The sequence below is a fragment of the Bradyrhizobium sp. LLZ17 genome (genome assembly GCF_041200145.1).
Taxonomy (GTDB): Bacteria; Pseudomonadota; Alphaproteobacteria; order Rhizobiales; family Xanthobacteraceae; genus Bradyrhizobium.
On the sequence record NZ_CP165734.1, the window covers coordinates 3,225,808 to 3,249,784 of the forward strand.

Annotated in this window: 20 protein-coding genes; 17 read left to right on the top strand and 3 right to left on the bottom strand. The window is 57.2% G+C overall.

All coding sequences use genetic code 11. From position 1 onward, the window contains the following. The first annotated feature begins 14 nt into the window (after nucleotides 1-14). The 3 genes from AB8Z38_RS15895 to AB8Z38_RS15905 are packed head-to-tail and all read left to right on the top strand — an operon-like array spanning nucleotide 15 to nucleotide 3,625. Nucleotides 15-1,277 (top strand): glycosyltransferase, encoded by a 1,263-nt coding sequence (locus tag AB8Z38_RS15895; protein ID WP_369726028.1) that lies wholly within the window; start codon nucleotides 15-17, stop codon nucleotides 1,275-1,277. After that, a complete protein-coding gene (locus AB8Z38_RS15900) occupies nucleotides 1,278-2,564 on the top strand; it encodes a hypothetical protein (protein ID WP_369726029.1) in 1,287 nt (428 codons plus the stop codon). After that, the gene (locus AB8Z38_RS15905) at nucleotides 2,561-3,625 is read left to right on the top strand and encodes a glycosyltransferase family 2 protein (protein ID WP_369726030.1); all 1,065 of its coding nucleotides are present in this window, start codon (nucleotides 2,561-2,563) and stop codon (nucleotides 3,623-3,625) included. Before AB8Z38_RS15900 ends, AB8Z38_RS15905 begins: the two co-directional genes overlap by 4 nt. A 109-nt stretch (nucleotides 3,626-3,734) precedes the next feature. Here AB8Z38_RS15905 and AB8Z38_RS15910 read toward each other — a convergent pair whose 3' ends face one another. Continuing rightward, complete coding sequence (locus AB8Z38_RS15910) at nucleotides 3,735-4,715, bottom strand: glycosyltransferase (RefSeq protein ID WP_369726031.1); 981 nt, start codon at nucleotides 4,713-4,715, stop codon at nucleotides 3,735-3,737. A 256-nt stretch (nucleotides 4,716-4,971) separates the two neighbouring features. Between AB8Z38_RS15910 and AB8Z38_RS15915 the strand changes: the two genes are divergently transcribed. The 13 genes from AB8Z38_RS15915 (at nucleotide 4,972) to AB8Z38_RS15975 (ending at nucleotide 20,026) form a co-directional block, all read left to right on the top strand. Beyond that, nucleotides 4,972-6,891 (top strand): HAD-IIIC family phosphatase, encoded by a 1,920-nt coding sequence (locus AB8Z38_RS15915; protein ID WP_369726032.1) that lies wholly within the window; start codon nucleotides 4,972-4,974, stop codon nucleotides 6,889-6,891. An 83-nt stretch (nucleotides 6,892-6,974) separates the two neighbouring features. Continuing rightward, nucleotides 6,975-8,087, top strand: a complete 1,113-nt coding sequence (locus AB8Z38_RS15920; RefSeq protein ID WP_369726033.1) for an MBOAT family O-acyltransferase — start codon at nucleotides 6,975-6,977, stop codon at nucleotides 8,085-8,087. Then, nucleotides 8,015-8,368: a hypothetical protein gene (locus AB8Z38_RS15925; RefSeq protein WP_369726034.1), complete on the top strand. Its 354-nt coding sequence runs from the start codon at nucleotides 8,015-8,017 to the stop codon at nucleotides 8,366-8,368. The genes AB8Z38_RS15920 and AB8Z38_RS15925 overlap by 73 nt, the downstream gene beginning before the upstream one ends. Nucleotide 8,369: 1 nt before the next feature. Continuing rightward, on the top strand, nucleotides 8,370-9,497 hold the full coding sequence (locus tag AB8Z38_RS15930) for a hypothetical protein (protein WP_369726035.1): 1,128 nt from the start codon (nucleotides 8,370-8,372) through the stop codon (nucleotides 9,495-9,497). 143 nt (nucleotides 9,498-9,640) lie between these two features. Then, nucleotides 9,641-9,796 (top strand): acyl carrier protein, encoded by a 156-nt coding sequence (locus tag AB8Z38_RS15935; protein WP_369726036.1) that lies wholly within the window; start codon nucleotides 9,641-9,643, stop codon nucleotides 9,794-9,796. Between the two features lie 9 nt (nucleotides 9,797-9,805). Further along, nucleotides 9,806-10,258 (top strand): VOC family protein, encoded by a 453-nt coding sequence (locus tag AB8Z38_RS15940; RefSeq protein WP_369726037.1) that lies wholly within the window; start codon nucleotides 9,806-9,808, stop codon nucleotides 10,256-10,258. Between the two features lie 562 nt (nucleotides 10,259-10,820). Further along, nucleotides 10,821-11,894, top strand: a complete 1,074-nt coding sequence (locus tag AB8Z38_RS15945; protein ID WP_369726038.1) for an ABC transporter substrate-binding protein — start codon at nucleotides 10,821-10,823, stop codon at nucleotides 11,892-11,894. 4 nt (nucleotides 11,895-11,898) lie between these two features. After that, on the top strand, nucleotides 11,899-12,882 hold the full coding sequence (locus AB8Z38_RS15950) for an NAD-dependent epimerase/dehydratase family protein (protein ID WP_369726039.1): 984 nt from the start codon (nucleotides 11,899-11,901) through the stop codon (nucleotides 12,880-12,882). Next, entirely contained in the window at nucleotides 12,882-14,348 is a 1,467-nt protein-coding gene (locus AB8Z38_RS15955) for an O-antigen ligase family protein (protein WP_369726040.1), read from the top strand. The genes AB8Z38_RS15950 and AB8Z38_RS15955 overlap by 1 nt, the downstream gene beginning before the upstream one ends. Nucleotides 14,349-14,416: 68 nt before the next feature. Next, nucleotides 14,417-15,097, top strand: a complete 681-nt coding sequence (locus tag AB8Z38_RS15960) for a hypothetical protein (protein ID WP_369726041.1) — start codon at nucleotides 14,417-14,419, stop codon at nucleotides 15,095-15,097. A 229-nt stretch (nucleotides 15,098-15,326) separates the two neighbouring features. Next, nucleotides 15,327-17,624 (top strand): polysaccharide biosynthesis tyrosine autokinase, encoded by a 2,298-nt coding sequence (locus AB8Z38_RS15965; RefSeq protein ID WP_369726042.1) that lies wholly within the window; start codon nucleotides 15,327-15,329, stop codon nucleotides 17,622-17,624. Between the two features lie 10 nt (nucleotides 17,625-17,634). After that, complete coding sequence (locus tag AB8Z38_RS15970) at nucleotides 17,635-18,378, top strand: hypothetical protein (protein ID WP_369726043.1); 744 nt, start codon at nucleotides 17,635-17,637, stop codon at nucleotides 18,376-18,378. Between the two features lie 559 nt (nucleotides 18,379-18,937). Next, nucleotides 18,938-20,026, top strand: coding sequence for a hypothetical protein (locus AB8Z38_RS15975; RefSeq protein WP_369726044.1), 1,089 nt, complete (start codon nucleotides 18,938-18,940; stop codon nucleotides 20,024-20,026). A gap of 249 nt (nucleotides 20,027-20,275) precedes the next feature. On the opposite strand, the gene AB8Z38_RS15980 is transcribed toward AB8Z38_RS15975, so the two are convergent. After that, complete coding sequence (locus tag AB8Z38_RS15980) at nucleotides 20,276-21,385, bottom strand: polysaccharide biosynthesis/export family protein (protein ID WP_369726045.1); 1,110 nt, start codon at nucleotides 21,383-21,385, stop codon at nucleotides 20,276-20,278. Nucleotides 21,386-21,606: 221 nt separating this feature from the next. Then, nucleotides 21,607-23,130, bottom strand: coding sequence for an undecaprenyl-phosphate glucose phosphotransferase (locus AB8Z38_RS15985; RefSeq protein WP_369726046.1), 1,524 nt, complete (start codon nucleotides 23,128-23,130; stop codon nucleotides 21,607-21,609). Nucleotides 23,131-23,306: 176 nt separating this feature from the next. On the opposite strand from AB8Z38_RS15985, the gene AB8Z38_RS15990 reads away from it, so the two are divergent. After that, nucleotides 23,307-23,909 carry a hypothetical protein gene (locus tag AB8Z38_RS15990; RefSeq protein WP_369726047.1) on the top strand — a complete coding sequence of 201 codons (603 nt, stop codon included), beginning with the start codon at nucleotides 23,307-23,309 and terminating at the stop codon, nucleotides 23,907-23,909. Nucleotides 23,910-23,977: the final 68 nt, after the last annotated feature.

A 23,977-nucleotide genomic window follows, 5' to 3' on the forward strand; every position in this document is an offset into this window, starting at 1 on the left:
TCAAGACAGAATCGATGAAGAAAGTACTCTGGATCTGCGGCCGGCTGCCGACACCGCTGTTTAGCGGCGACGCGCTCTATTCCGCCGGGCTCTTGAAGGCGCTCGCGATGACAGGCGATGCGGCCATCACGGTGGTCGGTACGCGCAGAACGCAGCAGGCTCTCGACGATCGTACCCTCGGCCTGCCGAACACAATGTGTTTCGATTCACCTCCTTTTCGTCCGTCGGGCATTTCAAGCCTCCTGACGCGCTTGCCGAGAGACGCCTACAACCTCGGCACTGCCGAAGTTGCACGGACGCTGGCGCAATTGACGGAGCAGCGATGGGACTGGATCGTCATCGACCACGCCTACTCCTCCGGCCTGCTACCGCTCATCTTGCAGGCCCGGAAACATGCGTCGATCTGCTACGTCGCCCATAATGCAGAAGGAAAAATCCGACCTGAAATCGCGCGGCACTTCGGCAACCCCTTGCGGCGCATCGTGATGGGTCTCGACGCTGAAAAGTACCGAAGGCTGGAGAACAGGATTTTGGAGGTGGCCGATGCCGTCATATGCATTACCGAGAGCGATGCTGTCTATTTCAAACAGCTAACGAAAAGCATCCATGTCGCTCCTCCGGTCTATCTGGGCCATGCGAATCCGGCCCGCAGCATCGAAGCGAGCTGCCCTCGGTCGCTGCTCCTGTTGGGGGAGTTCGAGTGGATCGCAAAACAGAAGAATTTGGAATTGATCGTGGAGGCGCTTCTCCCCAGCCTGAAACAGCTTGGCGTAACGCTCGACGTGGTCGGCAGTGTTTCGCAGGCGATCAGGAATCGGTACGCCCATGACGGATCCAACCTCAACTTTCATGGACGCGTCGCTGACATTTCGCCCTTTCTTCGCGGCTCCCGCGGAGGCCTCGTGGCCGACTTGCTGGGCGGAGGGTTCAAGCTCAAAGTGATGGACTATGCGTTCGAGAGACTACCGATCTTTGGCATCAGGCAAGCGCTGGCGGGCACCACCAGCGAGGAACAATCCGCGATGTTCCTCGCTGACGATCTGGGCAATCTGGCCGCAACTATCGCTCGCTACATCGATGATCTCGGCGCACTGAACCGCAATCAGGACGCACTCTTCAGACTGTTTTCCGACCGGTTCGGACCCGCGGCCGGTATCGCACGCGCGAGAAGTATATTCTCGCTGAAGGAGCCCCAACACCCCTTCGATAGCGCGCATCATTCCGAGAAGGAGTTCGTCGAATCAGACGATACATTGCCCAGCGACCGGAGGCATTGAATGAGTTCGACGACCGCCCCCCCAGCTGACAGTCCAACCGCGCCGATCATCGATTATCAACCGATCACCGAGCTTACCGGGACGGGAAGAGCCGTCGTCTGGTTCTCAATAGTGTCCTTCTTCTTCCTCACTCAGATAGCCTACAATATCGGCGAGTTTCCGGTTGCAGTGGACCTGATCTCCTACGCGGTGTTCACCGCGTATCTCGTCACGTCGGGAAATGCCGCTCTGAGTGTTCCTTCCGCTTATCTGCTCGTGTGCCTCGTTGGATTGGGGGGCTTCCGCATTCCCTTTTCGACCTCCTCCAGTTCTTGGAGTTCGCTGCTGCTGCTTTGCTCTCTCTACGTACCATTCTTGTTTCGCTTGGTAAGACGACCTCAACTCCGGCCGGTCGCGGATTACATCATCGCTGTCTATGTAACGGTTGCCTCCGTAATAGCTGCGGTTGGCTTGGTACAATTGGTATTGGTCAACGCCGCTAAGATGTCGACCCTGACCAACATCTACTACGTACTTCCCGACGCAATTCGCGGTGCAGGCCATTACACCCGTTTCCGAGAAGATTCCGGGATCACCAAAGCGAACGGATTCTTCCTTCGCGAGTCCGCTGACCTTTCCTTGGTGACCGCGTTGGCTATTCTCCTCGAGTACCAATCGAGAAGGCGACTCGCTACCCTCGTGCTGCTCGGAGCCGGTCTGCTGGCGTCGCTGTCAGGCTCCGGACTGGTCGCTTTGGCCGCAGCCTTCCTGCTCCCGAAATCCCTGAGCCGAGTGCCCCTGTTCGTCGCCCTTGCCGCAGGCCTGGCCCTGGTTCTCATAGTGCTCTACAGCCTTGATAGTCCCGTTCTCAACTTGTGGTTTGGTCGCCTTTCCGAGTTCGGGCAGACGGGGACGAGCGCCTATGCCCGCTTCCAGGCCCCGATGGACATGATCGAGCGCAGCTTTGACAAGGGAATCCTGACCACCTGGTTCGGCAGCGGTGCAGGCAGTTTCTTTCGTGACCTTGCGACCGCCCACTTTAAATATGAGGTCGCCGATCCGACTTGGGCCAAGCTGATTTATGAATATGGCATCATCGGCTTCATCCTGCTGCTAGCCCTTTTCCTGCTGCGGCTCTACTCGAGCTCGGCCCCAATAGAGGTTTGCAATTTTTTCCTTCTGAGCTGGATCAGCTTCTCTTTGGTACTGAAACCCGGGTATGCTCTGATAATCTGGCTCTTGACCCTGGTGCCATCAATGTCTGGTCCAACAGGCGGCGGAGGTCAGGCAAAATACGACGCGAAATGACACAAATGACGCCCGCCCAGACCATCAGTGTGATCATCACGAACTACAACTACGACCATTATGTCGGGGTTGCCATCAATAGCGTCATAGCCCAGACCCGCCAGGCTGACGAGATCATCGTAATTGACGATGGGTCCACCGATCAATCGCGCGAACGGATCGACTCCTACGGCACCAAGATCCGCGCGGTGTTTCAAGAAAACCAGGGCATCAAGAAGGTCTCCAACACCGGCTATGAAATCAGCGGAGGCTCGATTGTCTTGTATCTCGACGCAGACGACGTGCTTTATCCGAATGCGCTCGAATTGATTGAACGGTCCTTCAAACCTGGCGTGGCCAAGGTCCAGTTCGACCTGGATGTCATCGATCGGTGCGGAAATTTCGCGGGCCGCCGCTTCTGCAATTTCTCCGATGACACCAGCGAAGAAAGTGTTGCAAAATCGTTCGCGGCAACCGGCACTTACCTTTGGCCCGTGACCTCAGGCAATGCCTATTCGCGTGACTTTCTGAGCAGGGTCATGCCCCTGACACCACCGGAATCGCACGACGGGGTTCTGAACACGGTCGCACCACTTTATGGCCGAGTGATTACGATCGTTCAGCCGCTCGGACAGTATCGCATCCACTCCCGAAACATCAGTCGCAGCAACGAAACGGGACAAACCGCGGCTATTCCTCAATTCGCACGGCGGATTGGAATTAGAAAGCAGGAATTTGATGTCCTGCGCGAGCACGCTGCTGCACTAGGCGCAACGCTACCTCAAGGCGACCTGCTGGAAAACGAACTGGTGTTCGTCAATTATCGTCTAATGGCGCGCAAAATGCGGGACGAAGACGCGCAAGACGCGCCTCGAACGCTCTGGAATTTGTGGCGCGCCGGCGCATCGTGCATCCTGAAAAGTCCCATTACCTTCCGTGCACGCAGCAAGCACCTTCTCTGGATTACCTGCTTGGCGCTTGCACCAACAAGCTTTGCGCGCCAAATGATCCGCCTCCGGTACAATCGCATGCACATGCTGACGAACTTTCGCAGGCTCGGCCGCGCCAGATCTTTTGCATAGAAAGTTCACGCCGGTTCAGGAGCTCTCTCGCGAAGCGCCCGTCATAGCTCAAAGAGAGCGGTTCGCACGGATAACGCCGAGGCGGCAAGACGGCGGGCATCCCCGCGGCTCATCGTGCCATCCGAAACAACTTTAGCGCTTGTCTGATCCATTTTGGCCGCTGAGCGGAGGCGTACCGCCAGCTTATGAGGGTGCGGCGGAACAATGGCGGGCTGAGCAGCACGCCAACGATCCACAACAGGATCGAGGCGCGCTGAGCGAAAGAGAATCCTTGCGAATACCCAAATGATCTGCATCCATCGATCAGGATGCCAGCCGCGCTATCCTGCTTGATTGGATGAATGTCCGGGCGCAGGGTATAGGACGCGGTACGAAGACAGACATATATCAGGTTTCGATTCAGCGCCTCAGGCGCCACGTGCAGGTCCGCGCTGCTTGCGATCTCCGTGAAGAATTTATGACGCCGACGGGCGAGGTCGATCTCGCGCGCGAAACGCTCGTCGTCGAGTTGAAGGAACGCGCCATGGTTCAGGCCGTGCACCCGATAATCGACCAGCGGTTTGGTGATGGTTATGACATCGCCGCAGGCTGGCGCCGCGGCAAGAAGATAGCTGTCCGGCGCCCGATCGACGAAGTCAGACTTGAAGCTGAACACGCGGTCAACAAGCCAGCGCGGATAAGCGTTCCCAGATCCTGGCGGGGTCGGATACGCGCCGGTCGTAGTTACCCAAGTCCGGACGTCCTCAGGGCTCGGATGCATGAAATACTGCGGCAGGATGCCTCCCGTCGGTTTGCCCTTGGCGTCCACAACGCGCATCTGGAACTGATATTTGCTGGCCTTCGCTGACCAGACCTTTGCAATTTCACCCATCACATCCGGATGCAGCGCGTCATCAGAATCAAGAAAAATCACCACATTGCCGGAACATCGCCGAAAACCGTTCACGCAGGAGGGCATTTGGCCGGCATTTGCTTGGCTGATCAGGGTGATCCTGTCGCCATAGGCCTTCAGTACCTCAAGCGAGTTATCCGTCGATCCATCATCAACCACGATGACTTCGACCGACGGCCAGCAGAATCTCGAGCGCACTCTGGACGGCAGATCCCACATATTCGGCATAGTTGTGATTTGGAATTATCACGGACAGCGCCAGTTCGTTAGCCACGTCGCCTCGTCTCCTCGCCCAAAATTGCATCAATCGATCGATGTATCGGTGTGGACATGCTGCCGTAGTTCCGACTGCCATGAAACTGTCGAAATAGGGATAGACATTGCAGTTAAGATAAAGAAAAAGGGGGGACGCGACCGAAGTTGGGCAAAGATGTAGCCGACAAGAGGGGCGACCGTGTCTGTAGAACTCTATCGAGAACTCGCCTGGCTTCCAAAGCCGCCTCCTGATTTCTCGCCTCGCTGCCAAGAATTGGCGAAAGATGCCGCCGACCTCGGCAAGAGAACCCGGCTTTTAGCGAACCACGCGCTCAACGAGCAACAATTATCGCGGTTGGGCCGAGCGATTCAATCGGCGCGACGGGGCGGCGTATCGCTGGCACCGCTGATCCCCTTTCGCCTCGGCCTGATAGGCAATGGCACACTCGATCTAATCGTCCCGGTTTTGGTAGCGACCGCTGCTCGTCACGGTTTTGCGCTCGAGTGTATCACTGCCGCCTATGATCAATTTCTACAGGAGGCCTTGCAGCCCGATTCCACGCTGAACAAGGCGCGGCCGGATGCAGTCCTTCTCGCCATCGACCATCGCGGGTTTTCGTTGCAGCCCTGCCCGGGAAATGAGAGAGCTGCCTCCGCGTCGATCGATGCTGCGCTCGAACTTCTCGCTTCGATCCGTGCCGGCATCGCGCGAAACAGCGGCGCGCTCTGCATCGTGCAAACGCTGGCTGCGCCACCGGAAGGATTGTTCGGATCTTTTGATCGTGCGTTGAGCGGAACCACCCGAAATCTGGTTGATCGCATCAATCCCAGGATCTGCGAATCGGTGTTGCAATCGACTGATATGCTGCTTGATGTGGCGGGCATCGCTGAGACGGTCGGACTGGCCGATTGGCACTCCCCCGCTGAGTGGAACTTGGCGAAATTGCCGTTCGCCGACGCCTACGTGCCGCTTTACGCCGAGCATGTGGCGCGGCTCATCGGCGCATTGCGCGGCAAGAGCCGTCGATGTCTTGTGCTCGACCTGGACAATACGGTTTGGGGAGGCGTGATCGGCGACGATGGGCTGGAAGGAATTCAGATCGCGCAAGGCGACGCCACCGGTGAAGCGTTTCTCTCGGTCCAGCAGCTTGCCCTTGGCTTGCGTGCACGCGGCGTAGTTCTGGCGGTCAGTTCGAAAAATACCGATGCCGTAGCCCGGCGGCCCTTCAAAGACCATCCCGACATGCTTCTCAAGGAGGATCATATCGCGGTCTTCCAGGCCAACTGGGATGACAAGGCGACCAACATACGCGCGATCGCAAAGGAACTGGCGCTGGGGCTGGATTCGCTGGTCTTTCTCGACGACAACCCAGTCGAGCGCGGCCTCATCCGAAGAGAGCTACCGGAGGTGGCAGTACCCGAGCTCGATAGCGATCCCGCTAGCTATGCACGCACGTTGGCCGCTGCCGGTTATTTCGAGGCCATAAACTTTTCCGACGAGGACCGCTCGCGTGCCGACATGTATCAGGCCAACGCCCGCCGATTGACTCTGCAGGGTCAAACCACAGATCTTCGGTCCTACCTGCGATCCCTGGAAATGCGCATTGTCTTCGAATCCTTCGATCGTACCACAAGGGCGCGTGTCACCCAGCTCATCAACAAGAGCAACCAGTTCAATCTGACGACGCGTCGCTATACCGAATCTCAGGTTGAGCAGCTTGAGCAGGATCCAAATGCGATGACGCTGCACGTCCGGCTCTTTGACAGGTTTGGCGACAACGGCATCATCTGCGTGGTTATATGTCGTCTCTCCCGTCCAGACACCTGGACGATCGACACCTGGCTGATGAGCTGTCGGGTGCTTGGCCGATGCGTGGAACAGGCGGTGCTGGCGGAACTTCTGCTTCGGGCGCGAGCAGCTAACGTGTCGACCCTGGAGGGCGTCTACCTTCCGACCGAACGAAACGAGATGGTTCGTGAACACTACGCCAGGCTTGGCTTCACACGGACCGAGGAAGGAGCTGACGGAAGCTCGCGATGGGAACTAAGCACCGATTTCGAACTCGGCGATCTGCCGATGACCGTCGAGCGTGAAAAATCCTCCTTAGAGCCCGTTTGATCCGACCAGCAACTAGGTTAGTGCGAGCCAACCCATCAATGAGCCTTACATCACCCCTATTTTTTACATTCCTGGCGGCGGTCGTGGTCGCCTACAACCTTAGTAAATCCGTATCCTTTCGCAGGCTCGTGCTGGGACTAGCTAATGCTATCTTCATCATTAGCTACCTGACCGATTACACTCAGGCGCTGCCGCTCCTCAGCTTCCTTTGGCTCGGCTATTTGTGCGTCTTGCTTCTCTCCGTATGGAGATCCGCCCTCGCCCTATGCCTCGGGGTCCTCGGTGTGCTCGGCTGCTACGTTTTCCTGAAGCGATTCTCTTTCTTTGATGAGCTGGGGCACCTGTCCTTTCCGTACTTGACAATCGGACTGTCCTATATCCTGTTTCGCATTTTGCACCTGATGGTGGACGTTCGATCCGGAGATCTTGCCGAGCGGATCGGTCCGTTCGCCTTCTTCCGCTACACGTGCAATTTTCTTTGTTTCGTTTCGGGCCCGATTCAGCGCTATCAGGATTTTTGCGCCGCAGATGGCATCGCGGTTGTCGAGCTCGATCTGACGAAGGTCTACGAGGCCTTTTCAAGAATCGTCGCCGGCTACCTGAAGTTTGTGATCGTCGCCGCTACGGCGGAATACGCGTTCTCATTCTTGAAGCCGCAGCTCCTTCAGGCCGGCGACCTCCCGCTGATCAAGCTCTGCGCGATCTATGGACTAACCGCGTCTCTCTACACCGTTTACCTCTATTATAATTTTTCAGGGTACATGGATATCGTCATTGGCAGTGGGGTTCTGCTCGGTCAGGCGCTGCCCGAAAACTTCGACAGACCGTTTGTCGCGCGCAGCTTTTTGGAGTTTTGGCAGCGCTGGCACATGACTTTGTCTCAGTGGTTCAAGTTCTATCTGTTCAATCCGCTTGTCATGCTGCTGATGACCTGGTTTCCAGCGCCCGCGCTAACGGCCTACCTCGGTGTCATCGCGTTCTTCGTTACGTTCCTCGTCATGGGCGTCTGGCACGGCACCACGGCCGTGTTCGTCGTCTACGGATTGCTGATGGGTGCAGGCGCCAGCATCAACAAGTTGTGGCAGGTAACTTGCCTGCAACGGCTGGGAAAAAGAACTACAGAATGCTGGCAGAGCAGCCGGGCTACATCTACCTTTCACGCGGCATCACGATCGCATATTTCGTACTTGCCTTGACCTGTCTGTGGGTGCCCGAATTGTCGGAGTTCATTAGCTTGCTCGGGAAGCTTGGGCTGACCGGCCTATCGGCCGCCTTTGCTGCCATCATCGTCTGTTTCGCGCTATTTTGGTTCATCGCCGACCGCATTGTTCCCCGATTGGCGGCGCCAGGCTTCCTGGCAACGATCAGCGATAGCCTGCTCGGCCGCAATCTGACGCTGGCTGGCAAAATGATGGCCGTCATCGCAGTGGCCACGCTTCTTCACAAATCTCCAGATTTCGTCTACAAGGCGTTTTGAGGTGAGACACATCCTTCGCCAGACGGCGCTGACCCTCGCGTCATTCGCATTCCTCTATGCGCTGATTGGGGGGCTCTCTTTCCTTGTCTTCCCGGATCCGGCCCGCGGAGCTCGCGACTTTCAAGCCGCCGATCACACGCTGTTCATGACCGTGCCAAAATATGTGTTCTTGGGACGCAGCATCCTCGATGGTTTGGGCAACAAAGTGCTTCTCGTCGGAGCTTCGAATACGGGCGTCGGCTTCATCCAAACATCGATGCAATCAAAGCTCCCCTGCGCCCAGATCAGCAATTTGGGCATGGGCGGCGCCAACATATCGGAAGTCAAGCAGGTCATAGACCTGGTACACGAGACGCAAGGCACGCGTGAACACGGCCTCAATACGTTTGTGATCGGCGTCTGGTACGGGATGTTCGTCGATTCCGAGACAAGGTATGCCGATCCCGATCGCCCTCGCGGAGAAACCGATCTTGATATCGAACGATATCGGTACGGATTCTACAGACGGACGCCGGATGGTCCGGTCGCGGTCCTGCCGCCGAGGTGGCTCGACGCCGGCGTGTTGGCACTTCGGCCGCTCCTGCTCGTTGAGAAGGCGGCCCGCGAGGCCAGGGCAGGCGTCAATCTGCTCCTGACGGGCCGCAGGTCGGCGCAGCGCACCGAGGCAGAGCGTGAAGCCGTGGTCATGTCGGACGCGGAAAAAAAGAAAGCGCTCGACTATTGGAAGGAAAGCATGGGGTTCAAGAGCGAGATCTCCGATGCCCAGGTCGCTTTGCTCGGGCGCACAATCGAGGGGCTACTTGCTTCCGGAGAGAAGGTTGCGCTCATCGACCTTCCGATCCCCGCTTGGCATCGGGATGCGAGTCCATATCAAGGAAACTACGAACAGAAAATTCAGGAGTTGTCCGAGAAGTTCAAGAGTCGGCCGAATTTCGTCTTCATGTCAATGAGCGATCTTGACGGCAACGAGGACTACTCCGATGAAGTGCACGCGAAGCGACATTTGGCCAATGTCTGGTCGAACAGATTGGCCGGCGTGTTGAATTCTTTCGTTTGTTCGGAGCCCAGCACGAAACCGCGAATTTCACTGGGAGCACCAGAGAAAGCCACGGCGTCATCTGATCAATAAGCAATTCCGCGCAAATCAAGCGGCGTCGACAGTCCAAGTCGGCTGGAAGGACACACCAATATGGATCAACCTCAGATTTACTCCCAGCTGACAGGCGTTTTTCGCGAAGTCTTCGACGAAGACGACCTGAAACTGACCCGGAAATGACAGCAGACGATGTTGACGGGTGGGACAGCTTGTCCCATATCCGCCTGGTTCTGGCCGTCTCGAAATCCTTTGCAGTAAAGTTCTCCGCATCCGAGATCGGCGGACTGAAGAACGTTGGCGAGTTCGTCGAACTGATCCAGAAGAAGAGCTGAGAGCCCGAAGTGTCGGAATCCAGCGAGATTGCCCCGGCTTTGGCGAACCTTGCCTTTCATCATTTCGGCTTGGCGGTAGCCTCTCCGGATGACGCATTTCGCTATCTGGCGTCGATCGGCTATACGGCGGGGAATTCGGCGTTTGATCCCCTACAGCGGGTCAACCTTGCCATGCGTCACCATCCGACGATGCCTGACATTGAGGTGATTTGGCCGGGCGCGGCCCCCTCTCCGATCGACAGGTTGATCAAGAAGACGGGCACAATGATCTATCACTTATGCTACACATGCTCCGACGCTGACGCGGCACTTGCCGCCCTTTCAGCCGCCGGCATGGAAATCCTAGCGGTTAGCCCCCCAACGCCAGCCGTTTTGTTCGGTGGCCAGGATGTTTCGTTTCACCATATTTCTGGTTTCGGACTTATCGAAATTCTGCATACCGGCTCGCGCCGCGGATCGTAAATGGCCAGCACATGGACAGTCGATGACAAACGAGATCCGTCGAAAAATTCCAACACAAGCGGGCGTCGTTTTCGGGTTGTTGCTCATCGCGCTGACCATCCCCGGCAGATCGGCTCAAGCTCAGCTCGGAAGAACCACCGCGCCAGTCACCGGGGGTACAGGAGTTTCAGCGCAGCCCCCCAACAGCTTTCAGGGAATGAGCGGGACGTACGCGCCTCCGCACAAGACACCGGATGGCCGAGCCTGCATCGCGGTCCACCCCATGACTCACGCGCAGATAATTAACCCTAAAATCATTGATCAGATCGTCATTATCAGCAACATATGCGGCCAAGCGATTAACGTCCGGGTATGCTATTCGGGCAGCAACGACTGCATTCTTGTACCTTTGGGGGGTACCAGAGGTTGCAGAAGACCCTGGGCGTTGGAACCGGCTCGACTTCCTTCAGGTATGAATACCGCGAGCTCTACTGAATTTCCTGCCGCCGCTGTGTTTAGGGTCCCCTACATTCAGGGTCGCATGAGACAGCCACTAGCTGGCTTCCCGAGCACGGACATACGGATGAAGACAGTTCGACGCAAAAGCCATACCGCTCGTTCCATCTCACGCGTCCTTGCCGGGTTCAGTCTTGCCTGCGCATTGGCCACGTTCGCTTTCGTTTGGCTGAAGTCGTTTCCAAGCGAAGCAGCAGAGCTCCCAGCCGCCGCTGAGTATACCCTCAAACTTAATCGCGCCTTATCGCCCGCGTCGGGCGGAACGATTCTGGCCGCCTCTGACGGTCTGTTCACGCGGGCAGGTCTTGGCGTGCGCGTGGTAGCCGGCTCAGGAGACGCTGACGCAATAGCTGCAGTTGCAGCCGACGAAAATACCATAGGAGTCGCATCAGCCGCCGCTTTCCTCAAAGCGCGATCAGAAGGGCTTGCAATTGTCGCCTTCGCCGGATGCTATGCGGCGAGTCCAGTCGAGTTTTTTACCCTACCCGGCACCGCGCTGTTGCGGCCATCGGATCTGGAGGGAAAGCGGATAGGGTACAGGAGGGGGCCTGAGCTTGCTGTCGTTCTCTACGAGTTTGTTGCGAAGAACTCCTTGGCGCAAAGCAAGCTTCTCCCGATCGAAAGTGAGGAGCCCTTGCAGGATCTGCTGGACGGGAAGATAGACGTGCTTCTTGGTCACCTCGACATTGAAGGTCAGGAGTTGGCGCGGAGGAACATAGAGTACAAGACGCTAAGTCCCGCCTCCTACGGCGTGCACGCTGCAGCACCAGTCTACTTTGTTCAAGAACGCACCCTCGGTAAGCGGCGCAGTCTCGAGAAGTTCGTCATCGCGACCGCCGAGGGCTGGACCGCTGCATACGCCGACTACGACCGAACAATTCCCATCATCGCCAACTCCATCGATACGCCTCTTTCGCGGCCGCTGATCGCTCGCCTCATGGATGCGCAGCGTGGTTTCTTGCGTCCCTATGGGACAAGGTTTGGTGAGCTGGACGAGAGGCGCATTCGCGTGCTCCATGCACAGCTTTTGCAGCGACGTCTCCTACAAGAACCGGTCGATCTGACCCGCGCCGTCAACTACGACATTCTGAAACAGGCCTATCGTAGCGAGGCGAATAATCTAAGTCGCGATGAGCCCTGATCAGATGTCTAACGCTACTCAAGCTATCATTTTTGGCGGCGCAGGCTTTATTGGAACCCATCTGGCAACATGCCTCGTGGCATCGCAAAAGTATAAGCGCGTCGTATCGGTCGACATCGGCCTGCCCAGGGCCAATGTAGCCGGCGTCGAATACCTGCGCCATGATGTGCGGGAGACCATCGATTCCGGCATTTCGGACGGGAGCCCCACCGACATTTTTAACCTAGCTGCGATCCATGTTACGCCTGGGCATCCGGACGGTGATTACTATTATACGAACGTCCTAGGGGCGGTGAACGTCTGCAGATCTGCCAACGCAATCGGCTGCAGCAACATAGCCTTTACAAGCTCCATTTCGATCTACGGACCAAGCGAAGCAGCGCTCGATGAAGAGGCCACGCCCGCTCCCGTGAGCGCCTACGGGCGCTCAAAGCTCGCGGCCGAGAAAATCCATCTGCTCTGGCAATCCGAAGCCTTGGATCGCAAGCTGACGATCGTTCGCCCTGCCGTCATCTACGGACTTCACGAGCGGGGAAATTTCACCAGACTCTCGCGGATGATGGAACGGAATGCCTTCGTCTATCCGGGGCGGACAGACACGATCAAATCGTGCGGCTATGTGAAAGATCTTGTCTCATCCATGATCTTTATGTCGAGCCAGAATGACGGCGTCTGCATCTATAATTTCTCGTTTGAGCACAGGTACACAATCAGCGAAATCTGTGCTGCGTTCTCCCGCGTCGCTGGCTACAAAAAGCCGCGGCTGACCATTCCAATCTGGTTCATGGATCTCGCCGTACTTCCCTTTGAAGCTTTGCAGTCGGCTGGCCTCAAGACGGGCATCAATCGGGACCGTGTAAGAAAGCTATGGTTCTCGACCAACATTCTGCCTAAACGACTTGTCACATCCGGCTTCAAGTTTTCTTACGATTTGGAAAGCTCGCTCGTCGAATGGAAACGCGAGTCGGCCCTGAAGGACTTTGATTGATGGGTCTTGATCGCGACCAACGATCTTCGATCAAGAACAGCGCTGATGTTCCTACAATCGGCAAAGAGAAACCCAGCTATCCTGCCATGCTGGCGACATCGGCTCTCTGTACCCTGATTGCCCTGGCGCCGCTTCCATTCGCCTCGATGGATATGCGGATTGTTGCGGTCTGGGTATTGTTGCTTTCTGCCGTACTTTTGCTGACCGTCCCGCAGGCGATTAGCTCGCGAGACCTTGCTTTCCTGTGCGGATTTGCGGCGATCTCTTTGTCTTGGGCATTTGTCGTCAGCGAGCAATTGGGTCAGACGTCGATCCTGTCCCCGCGACTGACCGCGCCAATTTGGGGGCAGACCTCCGCAACCCTGGGCAAGAAATTGAGCGGCTCGATTTCCGTAGCCCTCAATCAGCCCTTCTTCTCGGCCGGATCACAGATCGCCTGCCTCCTGTCTATGCTGTGCGGGTATCTTGTTGGCCGCAACCGGCACGCCGCCCGCTTGTTGCTGGTGTCATTTTTAGGCTCGACCTTGGCCTATGCCATCTATGGACTGATCGCCCATAGTTTCTGGCCGGACTATTTGCTGTGGCACCGGAAGTACAATTATTTGGGTTCGGTCACCGCAACTTTCATCAATCCGAATGTTGCAGCTTGCTATTTCGGGGCCGCAACCATTGGATGGGTTCTGATCTTCGCTGCAATGAGCAGTAATCATTCCGCCGCACCGCCGCTTCCGTGGCGCGAGGTGATCAGGTTTCGCCTCCACACCTTCTCGGCACCAAGAACCTTTTGTCTGCTGGCGTGCTTTGCGATGCTTTCCACGACGATGCTGACAGGATCGCGCGCGGGATCTGTTCTATCGCTCCTTTGTCTGGCCGGGGCCCTTGGAACCTATTTCCGCCGAGGACTAAAGAAGCGCAGGCTCCTCTGGGTTTTTCCGATCGCGACCATGCTTTTGATTGTTGGCGCTATTTCGATCCTTGCACCCATCGTCAACCAAAGATTCGGGGTGCAAGGATTTTTCGATGCGGGACGCTGGCAGACCTACCTGTCAACGATGGAAATAATCAGAGACTTTCCCTGGCTTGGTTCCGGCCTGGGCACCTTTCGTTGGGTCTTTCCACAATATCGAAGCGGCGATATTCCATCCTATGGAGTTTGGGAGCAGGCGCATAATTCGACGCTGGAAGCGACCGCCGAAATGGGCATTCCCTTCGGTTTGTTGTTGGGGATCGGCTGGCTCGCTTCGTTGGTCGTGCTGTTCCGCGGAATGTTGGGACGTAATCGTGACACGATCCTGCCGATCGCGGCCTTTTGGATCGGCCTATTGGCGATCCTGCATTCGCAGGTTGATTTTCCGCTACAAATTCCGGGCTTTGCGCTGGCGGTCTGCCCTATCCTGGGCATGGGCATGGCTCAATCATTTTCGAGTAGAGCCAAGGTATTAACCTTTCCTCCCAATAAGTCGTGAGCCGCTGTACATTTGCCTAATTTTCCTTTAAAAACACCGAATTAGACAGGTGGGAAGAGGTTGGAATTATGAGTATTGCGGGACGCCGGTTGTCGTCAAAGCTATTCTGTTCAGCCATGCTTTGTGCGTTTGCGTTGTCCCTGCCCGACGGCGCGTTCGCGGCTTGCGTGAACGATCCTGATACCGCACAAAAGGCGGCTGGTTTTACCACGAATCCGTCGTCGTTGCTCGAAGGGCCAAATGGACCTCGTAGCCCGGATGACGTGGTCGCCGATGTACAAACCTTCGTGGCGTCCTATCCTCAGGCGCTTCCTGCGGTGCTGGCCATTTTGAAGGATCTGACCAACAAGGGGCCTTCGACTTCAGCCCTCCAGAAGGCTATAGGGACAGGCCTCGGAAAGGCAGCCAACGTCTGCAAGACGACCGATCTGACGTTTTCCCTCGAGATTCAGAGCGACCTTGGTGCCACGGGATCGGCTGATGCCAACGCGCAATACGCGGCCCTCACCGGAAACGATCCAACCCGAAGCGTGGCGCTCTCAGGCGCCACAACCGGCTCCTCGGGCGGCGTCGGCGGCCAAACGTCAGCGACGGGCGGAACATCGGGTACCGGCTCCTCCTTTCAAACTTTTGTCGCGAACAGCGTGTCCAACAATCCGACAAATTATTTCAGTTCAAGCGTAGGCGGTGCGGGCTCAGCGGGCGGAACGACCACGACGATCGTTTGCACCGTATCAGGTTCGTGCTGAAGGATTCGGGGCTTCCTTCAACGATCTATCCGAATTTTTCGGCGCTCGGATCCGGTCGTTTTGATTTTGAGTAGCCGCGACGAATATCAGTTCAGGGTAGACGGGCCGGATGCTTCAAACTCGAATTCCAAATCCTCATGCCTCGACGCAAGTCCAAGGCAACGACACGGCGTCGTTTGAGCACACCGTTTCTGTAGCCCTAGGTCTGATCAGTCGGCAATACCCGGTGATGATCATCACGGTGCTGCTCTGCCTTGCCATGGCGGGCGTCTACTTGGCGACCGCGCCAAAGCGCTTCACGGGGACCGCTGTCCTTCTGATGGACAGCCGCAAAATGCAGGGGCTGCAAACGCAAGTCGGAGCAGCAGGAGACAATCCGATCGACACGGCGATGGTCGACAGCCAGGTCGAAGTTCTGAAATCCGAGACCATTGCGTCGTCGGTCATCAAGGACTTGCGGCTCTTAGATTCTCCAGTATTTATGCGCGAGGATGCGGGTTTTTTAAGCGGAGTGACGCAGCTCTTCGCAAGCTTCTTCCCGGAAGAGAAACCCTCCGATGACGGTCTCATGCGAACGGCCATCGGACGCATTGTGAGCGGGCTGACCATCAAGCGCGTCGCCCAAAGCTACGTCATCGAAATATCATATCAATCGCTCTCCCCTGATCTGGCGGCACAGATCGCAAACGCGGTCGCAGAGAATTACATTACCGACTCCCTTGAATCGAAATACCAGGCCTCGCGCCGCGCCGCGGTTTGGCTCCAGGATCGCCTGAAAGAGCTTCGCGCCCAGGCTTCCTCCGCCGAACGCGCGGTGGCCGATTACAAAGCCAAGAACAATATCGTGGATGCCGGCGGTCGCCTGCTGACTGAGCAGCAACTCGCCGAGATCAACAGCGCTCTAACCGAGGCCCGCGGAAAGCGGGCGGAGGCGGAGGCCAAGCTGCAGCGGATCACTGCAATTCTCAATGCTGACGAGAGCGACTCTCAGGTCATTTTGAATGATTTGGCGACCGTCAATGACTCAATGGCCAATCCGGTCATTACGAAACTGCGCGGGACTTATCTTGATTACGCAGCCAAGGCGTCGGACTGGTCCAATCGATATGGCCCAACCCACCTTGCTGTGGTGAATTTGCGCAATCAGATGCGCGAGATCCGGCATTCCATTCTGGATGAGCTTCGCCGGACCGCTGAGGCCTACAAGAGCGACCTTGCGATCGCCAACGCTCGCGAGGTAGCGGGCCAAAAGAGCCTCAACGATACAATCGCCGTATCAAATGATACGAGCCAGGCGCAGATCGTGTTGAGGGATTTGGAAAGCAACGCGCAAAGTGCCCGCGCCTTGTCGGATAATTTCCTGCAGCTCTACATGGTCTCGGTGCAGCAGCAATCCTTTCCGATTACGGAAGCGAGGGTCATCACCCAGGCGAATGCATCATCTTCGTCGAAGACCTCCCCCAAGACGGCCTTGGTTCTCTTGGCAGGTATCGTCGGTGGCGGCATTCTCGCGGGTCTGGTGGCGATCTTCCTTGAAATGCTCGACCGCGTCTTCCGGACCGTCCATCAGGTTGAAAGGCTGCTCCAAACCAATTGTCTTGCCTCTGTCCCGATCGTCAGTTTCGAAGCAGGCCAGGCCCCAAAGGGCTCGCTGAGCCGCCTCAAGGGATGGTTGCCGTTCCCGAGCGATTGGATGCCGACTTCGCGGCCACGCTCTGGTCCGACCACTGCTGCCGGTCAGCCGAGCCGGGCCATGGAGGAGGCGGGAGCGAATCATATGGCCCGCCCGCGAGACCGGCAGCTTATGATCGACGACAGCGTTGGGCGCTTCGCGATCAATTCGCCATTTTCGCGGTTTGCGGAAGCGTTTCGTTCGATCAAATTGGCGACCGATCTGAGCAACTATGGCTCACCTCATAAAGTCGTCGCGATCACTTCGGCTCTTCCTAACGAAGGGAAATCAACGGTGAGCGAGGCTTTGGCTCAAACCACTGCGCAGAGCGGATTGCGCACCCTTCTCATTGATGGCGACATCCGCAATCCAAGTCTAACCCATCGTCTTGGTCGTTCGGCAGACGTTGGCCTCATCGAGGTCGTGTTCGGGAAAGTAGACTTAAAGGACGCGCTCTGGGTCGATCCGCAGACCAATCTGCACTTCCTCCCCTGCGTGGTAACCTCACGGTTCTCGAACTCGAGCGACATCTTGGCCTCCGCGCAGATGCAAAAGTTCTTTCAGGATATGCGCGAGCAATATGACCGCATCATCCTGGACCTCAGTCCCTTGGCGCCGGTTATCGACGTGCGCGCGACAGGCACGTTGGCCGACTCGTACATTTTGGTTATTGAATGGGCGAAATCGAAGGTCGACGTCGTCGAGCGTGTTATGCAAGAAACGCCAATGGTTCGTGAGCGCCTTATGGGCGCGGTTCTCAACAAGGTGAACGTCGCTGCGATGAGCCGTTACGATACGCATAGCGGAGGTTATTACCGCAACCGATATTACTCGCGATACGGATACGTGGACTAACCGGCAGCGGATGGCCAATGCCGTTGGCAGATCAATCCTCGTACTGATCGCCCTCTTTTCGGCAGGTTGGGCTGTGCTGTTTTTTTTTAGTCCAACTCAGGACGTGCAGCTGGACAATATCGCCAGCGCGGTTCTCTCTGGGACCGTGTTTAGGCGTAATCCAATTGCCGAAACTGCGTTGGCTGCAGCCGAGAATCGAGCAACCTGTAACTCTCGGGAAATCAGAGCGGCCGCGATTATCCGTCTGCGTCTCTATGAGTTGGCCGTAAACTCCCTTGATGTGCGCCTCGCGAATGAGCGCCTGAGCTCGCTTCGCTCGTCTATAAGAAAAGCCCTAAGCTGTGTCCCGACCGACGGGCTCTTATGGTTCATCGAGTATTGGAGCGCGATCAATCAGGGCGGCCAGGTCAGCGAGCATCTCGACGAATTGCGGATGTCGTATCGCCTTGCACCCTATGAGGGTTGGATTGCTTTGCGCAGCCCATACGTGCTGGCGATCTATGACGTGCTTCCAGCTGACCTGCAGGAAAGCGCCCGCAAGGAATTTGTAGCCATGGTCCGAACCGGTTTGATTGGCGACGCGGTCAAGGTGCTGAAAGGAGCTGGATGGAGACACCACGATTTACTCTTGGCCGGCCTTGCGACAGTAAGACTGGATTTTCGCCTTCAATTGGACCGCGCACTGAGGGGTGAAGGGCTGATCGCCGATATTCCGGGCGTGGAGCCCCGCGAGTTCAGGCCGTGGCGATACTAGCGGCTTTCGAAACAACCCTGATTTATGCTGGTTTTGGGGCGCCAATGAAAGTGGGCCACTTCGTCAACTAGTGCGGCTAATGTCAAATTTGGACGGAACGTTGCAGGTCTTTCGGTCTTTGCACCTTGCGAATAGATTCTCAGTTGCAATTGGAACGCGCGTTGCGTTCTGAAAGCTTAACCGTCGAGTTCCTGGTGTGGAGACCCCAGAATTCTGACCTTGGCGCTAAGGTGTCGCCGTTTGCGTCCTGCATCTGGATCGAATGACGCTGCACAGCTGGAAATGAAAGAGCTTGCCGGCACGTGAGCTCAACTAGAGCGGGGTTCGGATGAGTAAGTTATGTTTCTTAACGCTTATTACGGCGGTCCTCTTCAGCTGCGCTTTTCCTGGTTACCTTCAAACGTCCCCCGCACCGGGAACAAACGAGAGCATGGGGCGACGGGGCGCATTGGATGGAGTTTGGCTCTGGACGTTGCCTGACGCGCCGAACGGACTGAAACCTACCCAGAGCTGGCATGCGACCGGCTCGTCCCCGACGGGCGACATCTACGTAGGAGGGATGGACCACCAGACGAACTCGGCCCTTTACCGGTTCGACTGGCAAACCGGAGCGCTGCGGCTCGTTGGCGATGCCCGTTCCGCATCGGAAGCAGCGAATAACTGGCAGCCCGGCGAGACCGCTCAGAAGTTTCACACCCGCCCGCTCTGGCACAACGGCAAAATCTATGTTGCCACTATGAACCGCTCAACTCTCGACGACGGGTACCTCAACGAGCGAGGCTTTCACTGGTACGCCTACGATCCGGCGCAGAACAGATTCGACGATCTGAGCGCGTCCGAACCTGGTGGCACAGCCGTCGATCACGGCAACGTTGTTACGCTTGCCTCTGATCCTCAGCGAAACGTGATTTATGCCGCAGGCGTGCCAACCGGCGAGATATTCCGCTACGACGTGTCTAGCGGCCGAACAACCCGTTTGGGCAGGCCGGCTACCTATGATCAGCATTTCGTCTATTCCGGTCGGGTCATGTGGGTAGATAACCGGGGCCGTCTTTATTTCACGGCAAGCGCCCCGGAAAGCCCCTCAGTTTTCGGGCATATCTTCTACTACGATCCCGAAACCGGTTTCGGCGAGCGCAGGGATTGGCCCCTCGAGATCACGCAGGCGCTCGAGATGGGGCAATGCCTCGACAACAAAAAGCGATGCTTCTTCGCGGACGACAAGGGTCACATTTACCGGTTCGACGACGATGGTCCGTCCTGGTCGTATCTGGGGCAGCTCGATCCTCAACAACGAGCCTATATTTGGTTGTTCAATGTCGCGCCTGATGGAAACACGGCTTATATCGGCACAAGTTTTCAATCAGATGGCAAAGAAGGCGCTCTGTTTGCGTTTGACCTGCGCACCGGGACCACCAAAACCCTATGCAATTTCCCCGACCTGGACCCCTCTCTTAAGAGCCTGAACGCGCATACAGGATACGATGCATGGGATCCTCAAGGACGCTTCTATTTCGCAAGCTTCGATGGAAGCTCCCATGCGCACGTGATCGTTACGCGCCTAGACATTCGTCGGCTGGAAGCGGCGGCCGGGATACCGAGCTACATTGAGCAAGACCGCAGTCCGGCGTTTCCCGAAGCACGTTAGACTGGACGAGGCTTCTGGGTCGTCACGCGGACCGCCCGCCTTCTATTGCCGCAGATCGATCCGCGGGATTTGCGCGTCCTTTAAGTTACCTACACGATCGCAAGTAACCTTAGAAGGACACGCACTCGGGTGGAAAAGCCGGCGGCCGCGCGTCACGCGTGATCGGACCTGCCGAGTTGGCGACCGCAGCAGGATCGCCTGCGGCATCCGTCGAAATCGCCACGTACATAGTACGTGGCGAGGCGTTCGCTATTGTCTCGAAGTGATCTTGAGGATCTGCGCGTTGTTCGCCGTGACAATCGTATCGTTGGCCGTCGCGATCACGACACGAACGAACTGCAGGAATTTGGCCGTATCAACCGTCGCCGCGTTGGCCGCGAACAGCACGTCCTTGTCCCGCATGTCAAATTTGGTCGCAAGGAAGTAGGCGGCCGGATCCCTGAAGTCGGCGTTGTAGACGATCGGCACCGTGGGGCCGACGAACTTGGAACAATCCACGCCCAGCCGTTCCGCGAGCTCTCGCGGCTCCCGGCGGTAAACGTAGACACCACTGGGCTCGGCTTGGGCGTCCAGCAGGCCTCCGGCCTTGGCCATGGCCTGTGCCATGTTGATTTTCCACATATCGAACGGAAATTGCCCCTGCGCGCCCGACGCGCCAAAGGCCAGGAAGATCTGCGGCTCGCGATAGACATAGATCGTATCGCCAGGATGCACCCAGATGTTGTTCATAGGGGTGTAAACCAAGGCCCCAAAGGGAACCGTGGCGCGCTTGCCGTGACGCTCAAGCGTCACCCAGGTTTCCCAACCCTGCCCCTTTGGACCACCGGCCCGGGAGATGACGTCCAGGATGCGCTCGCCCGCCGCGTTGGCGGTCAGTCGCGTCGGCGAATTGACCTCACCGAGGACACTGATGAGCGACGTATTTTGCGTGATCAGCGACACCACCACCTGCGGTTCGATGGCACGATTGCCGATTGCCTTGACGATGTCCTGCTGAATTTCACTGGGCGTCCGGCCATTCGCCTTGATCGCCCCCGCATACGGAACGGTGATGAATCCAGCCGAATCGACATTTTGGTTCGGCAGCGAAACAAAGTTACCCGGGCGAACGCCAGCCTCGGCCGGGATGAACAGACCGCCGGCGGCGGCTTCGAAGATGGACACCGCTACGACGTCGCCAATGCCAAATTTGATGGATGGCGGCGGGCGATTGTCCGGGAAAGATCCAGCAATGGCGCCAGGACCGTACTCCCTGACGATATCGACGACCGTGGGAGTGAGCTTCACCAGCCCATATTCCGGGCCATTGACCGTATGCTCGCTCTTGATGACGTGGTCCTCAGGACCCGACATCGGCATGATTGAGCACCCCGCCGAACTGAGCAGAACAGCCGCAAGTACACTCAGCAGGACGAACGCCCGTTTCAAAACCACCCAAACCCCCAATTTATCAGCCCGCAAACTCAGCGAATTCCCCAAGCGAGTCAACGAACAGCGGCCCCGAAACCCCGGTCGGGACGACGATAACCTGAAGATGTTGCATCACGGTTACAGGAGGCGGAGGTCGCCCGACGAACAACTCAATACACATTCCGGCGGTTTGTCAGTTCCAAGCACGTGAGCAGTAGGATTTTAAGATCAAGCGCGAGGTTCCAGTTGTTAATATACCAGAGGTCGCAATCGATCCGTCCCTTCATTTGCTCCACGCGGGCGGTCTCGCCTCGATAGCCCTTGACCTGGGCCCAGCCGGTAATCCCCGGTTTGACATGGTGCCGGAACGCATAATCCGACAGCAATCTGCCATAGTGGCTGTCATGCACCAGCGCATGTGGCCTGGGCCCGACCAGCGACATGTCTCCCTTTAGAACGTTAAGGAGTTGGGGAACCTCGTCGATGCTGCTTCGACGGAGGAGCCGTCCGACCCTGGTGACCCGCGGATCGAACCGCTTGGCCTGGACCACCGTAGCCCCATCCTCCATGACGGTCATCGTCCTGAACTTGAAGATGGAAAACTCGTTGGCGTTGAAGCCGTTGCGCTTCTGCCGAAAGAACACCGGTCCAGGTGAGTCCAACTTGATGACGATCGCGCTCAGAAACATCAAGGGAGCGAATATGACCAGCCCGACCATGGCTCCGAAGATGTCGAGCAGGCGCTTGGAGGTCTGCTCCGCCCAGGACAGCGGTCCCCGCTGAATTTCCACCGAAAGCGAATTCTGCAATCTGAACGAGGGATTTCCCGCCAGCGCGCGGATTCGCCGGTCCGGCAGCAATCGAACCGGAAGCGGCGAAACCCTAAGCCCATCGCGGACGAGTTCGACTTTGCGGGTATCGCTCCAGGGAAATGCCAAAACGATTGCTTCGACCCCTCGCATGCGTGCGACCGCGATCGCGTGCTCCAGCGAGGCGGTCTCGCCCGCACTCATCGCAAACCCGCCTCCCCGTCCGGCCGGGAACGCCAGGCGCTCGACTTCCGTAAAGCCAAACTTACCCAGCAATTCTTCGCAACCAAGCGCGGCCAGTTCCTCGCCTGTGCCCAGCAATACGGCCCGCTGGCCCCTGACCTGACCATCGGCCACCGCACCGGCCACAATGCGCTTGGCAAACCTCCGACAACCCACCAGCAGAAGCGGCGCAAGCAGACTGAAGCAGATGACAGAGCCGCGAGAATAGACGGCACCGCTCTTCATCAGGAAGGCCAACGATGTAAATAAAAGGATAACCAAGGTCCATTGCGCGAAGATCCGGCCCGAATCCCTTCGCTTCTTCGCAAGTGCGGCACGAAGATCATACAACCCAGTCGAGTAGCCAATCAGCACATAGAGCAATGCTGCAACGGGGCCAACTCCGAGCACTGGCTCAAGGTGATCCAGGCCGTTATTCGCAAAAACTTGGTAGAGTCCAGTCCCAACCACGCTCGCAAACAGGATCACCGCGGCGTCAAACGACGCGACCAGATGCGTAAGAGCGGAGTAAGGGATTTTGACGCCAACGCGGCGGGGCTGCAGATCTTCCACCACCGGAGCATTGTCGATTGGATCCTCCGGTGGCGCCGGCTCGTCCGGCGCCGTGTGATTGTCGGTCGAGACTGAGCTCTGAGGGAACAAAATCGCCTCCTTGACAACGCCAACGCTTAATTAAACCTGGCCCAGCAGATCATCGGTTATACTGCATAGCAATAAAATAATGCACTGCATTAATTCAAATTCGAATGGACCCTGCTAGTGCCAAAAAGGTGAGCAGCGAGTCAAGTCACGGTTTGCAACGTCAGTCCGAGTTTTCGATGAAGAGTCTTCATTGCGTCCTCGCCGTCATCGCGCTGCTTTCGAGTCCCAACGCGCGATCGGAGCAGGCCAATTCCGCAACGCGGGGATGCGTCACCGGGGTGGGAGTTGCTCGGCAGCAAGAATGCGACAGCGCAGTCTCTAAACAGGTGGGCAGCGGCAGCAACATCATCCTACTCAGTGGGGGATGGCAGCTGGTCAAAACCAAGGACCCGTCAGGCGGACCGGATGCGGTCTCTATTATGCACGTTGCTGACGCAAAAAGGTCCGACATTGGGCTCGCGGGCCTGAGCCTCCAATGTGGCCGGCAAGGCATTGAAATCCTTCTGATCATTCTAGAGCGGATGTCGCGCGGCGAGCCGAAGGTCACCCTGACGTCAGGAAACGGCCGAATTGCGGTGTTTGATGCATCCGTCGTGCAGGCAGGCCAAGCTCTGTTGTTGCCTGGCAATGCTGCGGAGTTCGCAAGCCGTGATTGGCAGCAGGCCGACGAGCTCTCTGTCGAAATTGAGGGAAAGTCCACTTCGATCCGCGGGACGGTCCCGATCGGCGGACTTGCTGGCGCTTACCGATTGCTAACCGAAAGCTGTCCTGTGCGATGAGGAGTCGAGTTGTTCGGGAACCAGTTGATGGTTCGTTAGGAAAGTAGGTGGAATGGTGGCGCCGGAGA

What these genes read in the sequence shown, in the direction of transcription:
- AB8Z38_RS15970 (WP_369726043.1), top strand. Translation starts at nt 17,635, where the DNA reads ATGGCCAATGCCGTTGGCAGATCAATCCTCGTACTGATCGCCCTCTTT.
- AB8Z38_RS15895 (WP_369726028.1), top strand. Translation starts at nt 15, where the DNA reads ATGAAGAAAGTACTCTGGATCTGCGGCCGGCTGCCGACACCGCTGTTT.
- AB8Z38_RS15955 (WP_369726040.1), top strand. Translation starts at nt 12,882, where the DNA reads ATGGGTCTTGATCGCGACCAACGATCTTCGATCAAGAACAGCGCTGAT.
- AB8Z38_RS15960 (WP_369726041.1), top strand. Translation starts at nt 14,417, where the DNA reads ATGAGTATTGCGGGACGCCGGTTGTCGTCAAAGCTATTCTGTTCAGCC.
- AB8Z38_RS15965 (WP_369726042.1), top strand. Translation starts at nt 15,327, where the DNA reads ATGATCATCACGGTGCTGCTCTGCCTTGCCATGGCGGGCGTCTACTTG.
- AB8Z38_RS15975 (WP_369726044.1), top strand. Translation starts at nt 18,938, where the DNA reads ATGGACCACCAGACGAACTCGGCCCTTTACCGGTTCGACTGGCAAACC.
- AB8Z38_RS15990 (WP_369726047.1), top strand. Translation starts at nt 23,307, where the DNA reads ATGAAGAGTCTTCATTGCGTCCTCGCCGTCATCGCGCTGCTTTCGAGT.
- AB8Z38_RS15900 (WP_369726029.1), top strand. Translation starts at nt 1,278, where the DNA reads ATGAGTTCGACGACCGCCCCCCCAGCTGACAGTCCAACCGCGCCGATC.
- AB8Z38_RS15935 (WP_369726036.1), top strand. Translation starts at nt 9,641, where the DNA reads ATGACAGCAGACGATGTTGACGGGTGGGACAGCTTGTCCCATATCCGC.
- AB8Z38_RS15950 (WP_369726039.1), top strand. Translation starts at nt 11,899, where the DNA reads ATGTCTAACGCTACTCAAGCTATCATTTTTGGCGGCGCAGGCTTTATT.
- AB8Z38_RS15945 (WP_369726038.1), top strand. Translation starts at nt 10,821, where the DNA reads ATGAAGACAGTTCGACGCAAAAGCCATACCGCTCGTTCCATCTCACGC.
- AB8Z38_RS15905 (WP_369726030.1), top strand. Translation starts at nt 2,561, where the DNA reads ATGACACAAATGACGCCCGCCCAGACCATCAGTGTGATCATCACGAAC.
- AB8Z38_RS15925 (WP_369726034.1), top strand. Translation starts at nt 8,015, where the DNA reads ATGCTGGCAGAGCAGCCGGGCTACATCTACCTTTCACGCGGCATCACG.
- AB8Z38_RS15980 (WP_369726045.1), bottom strand. Translation starts at nt 21,385, where the DNA reads ATGCCGATGTCGGGTCCTGAGGACCACGTCATCAAGAGCGAGCATACG.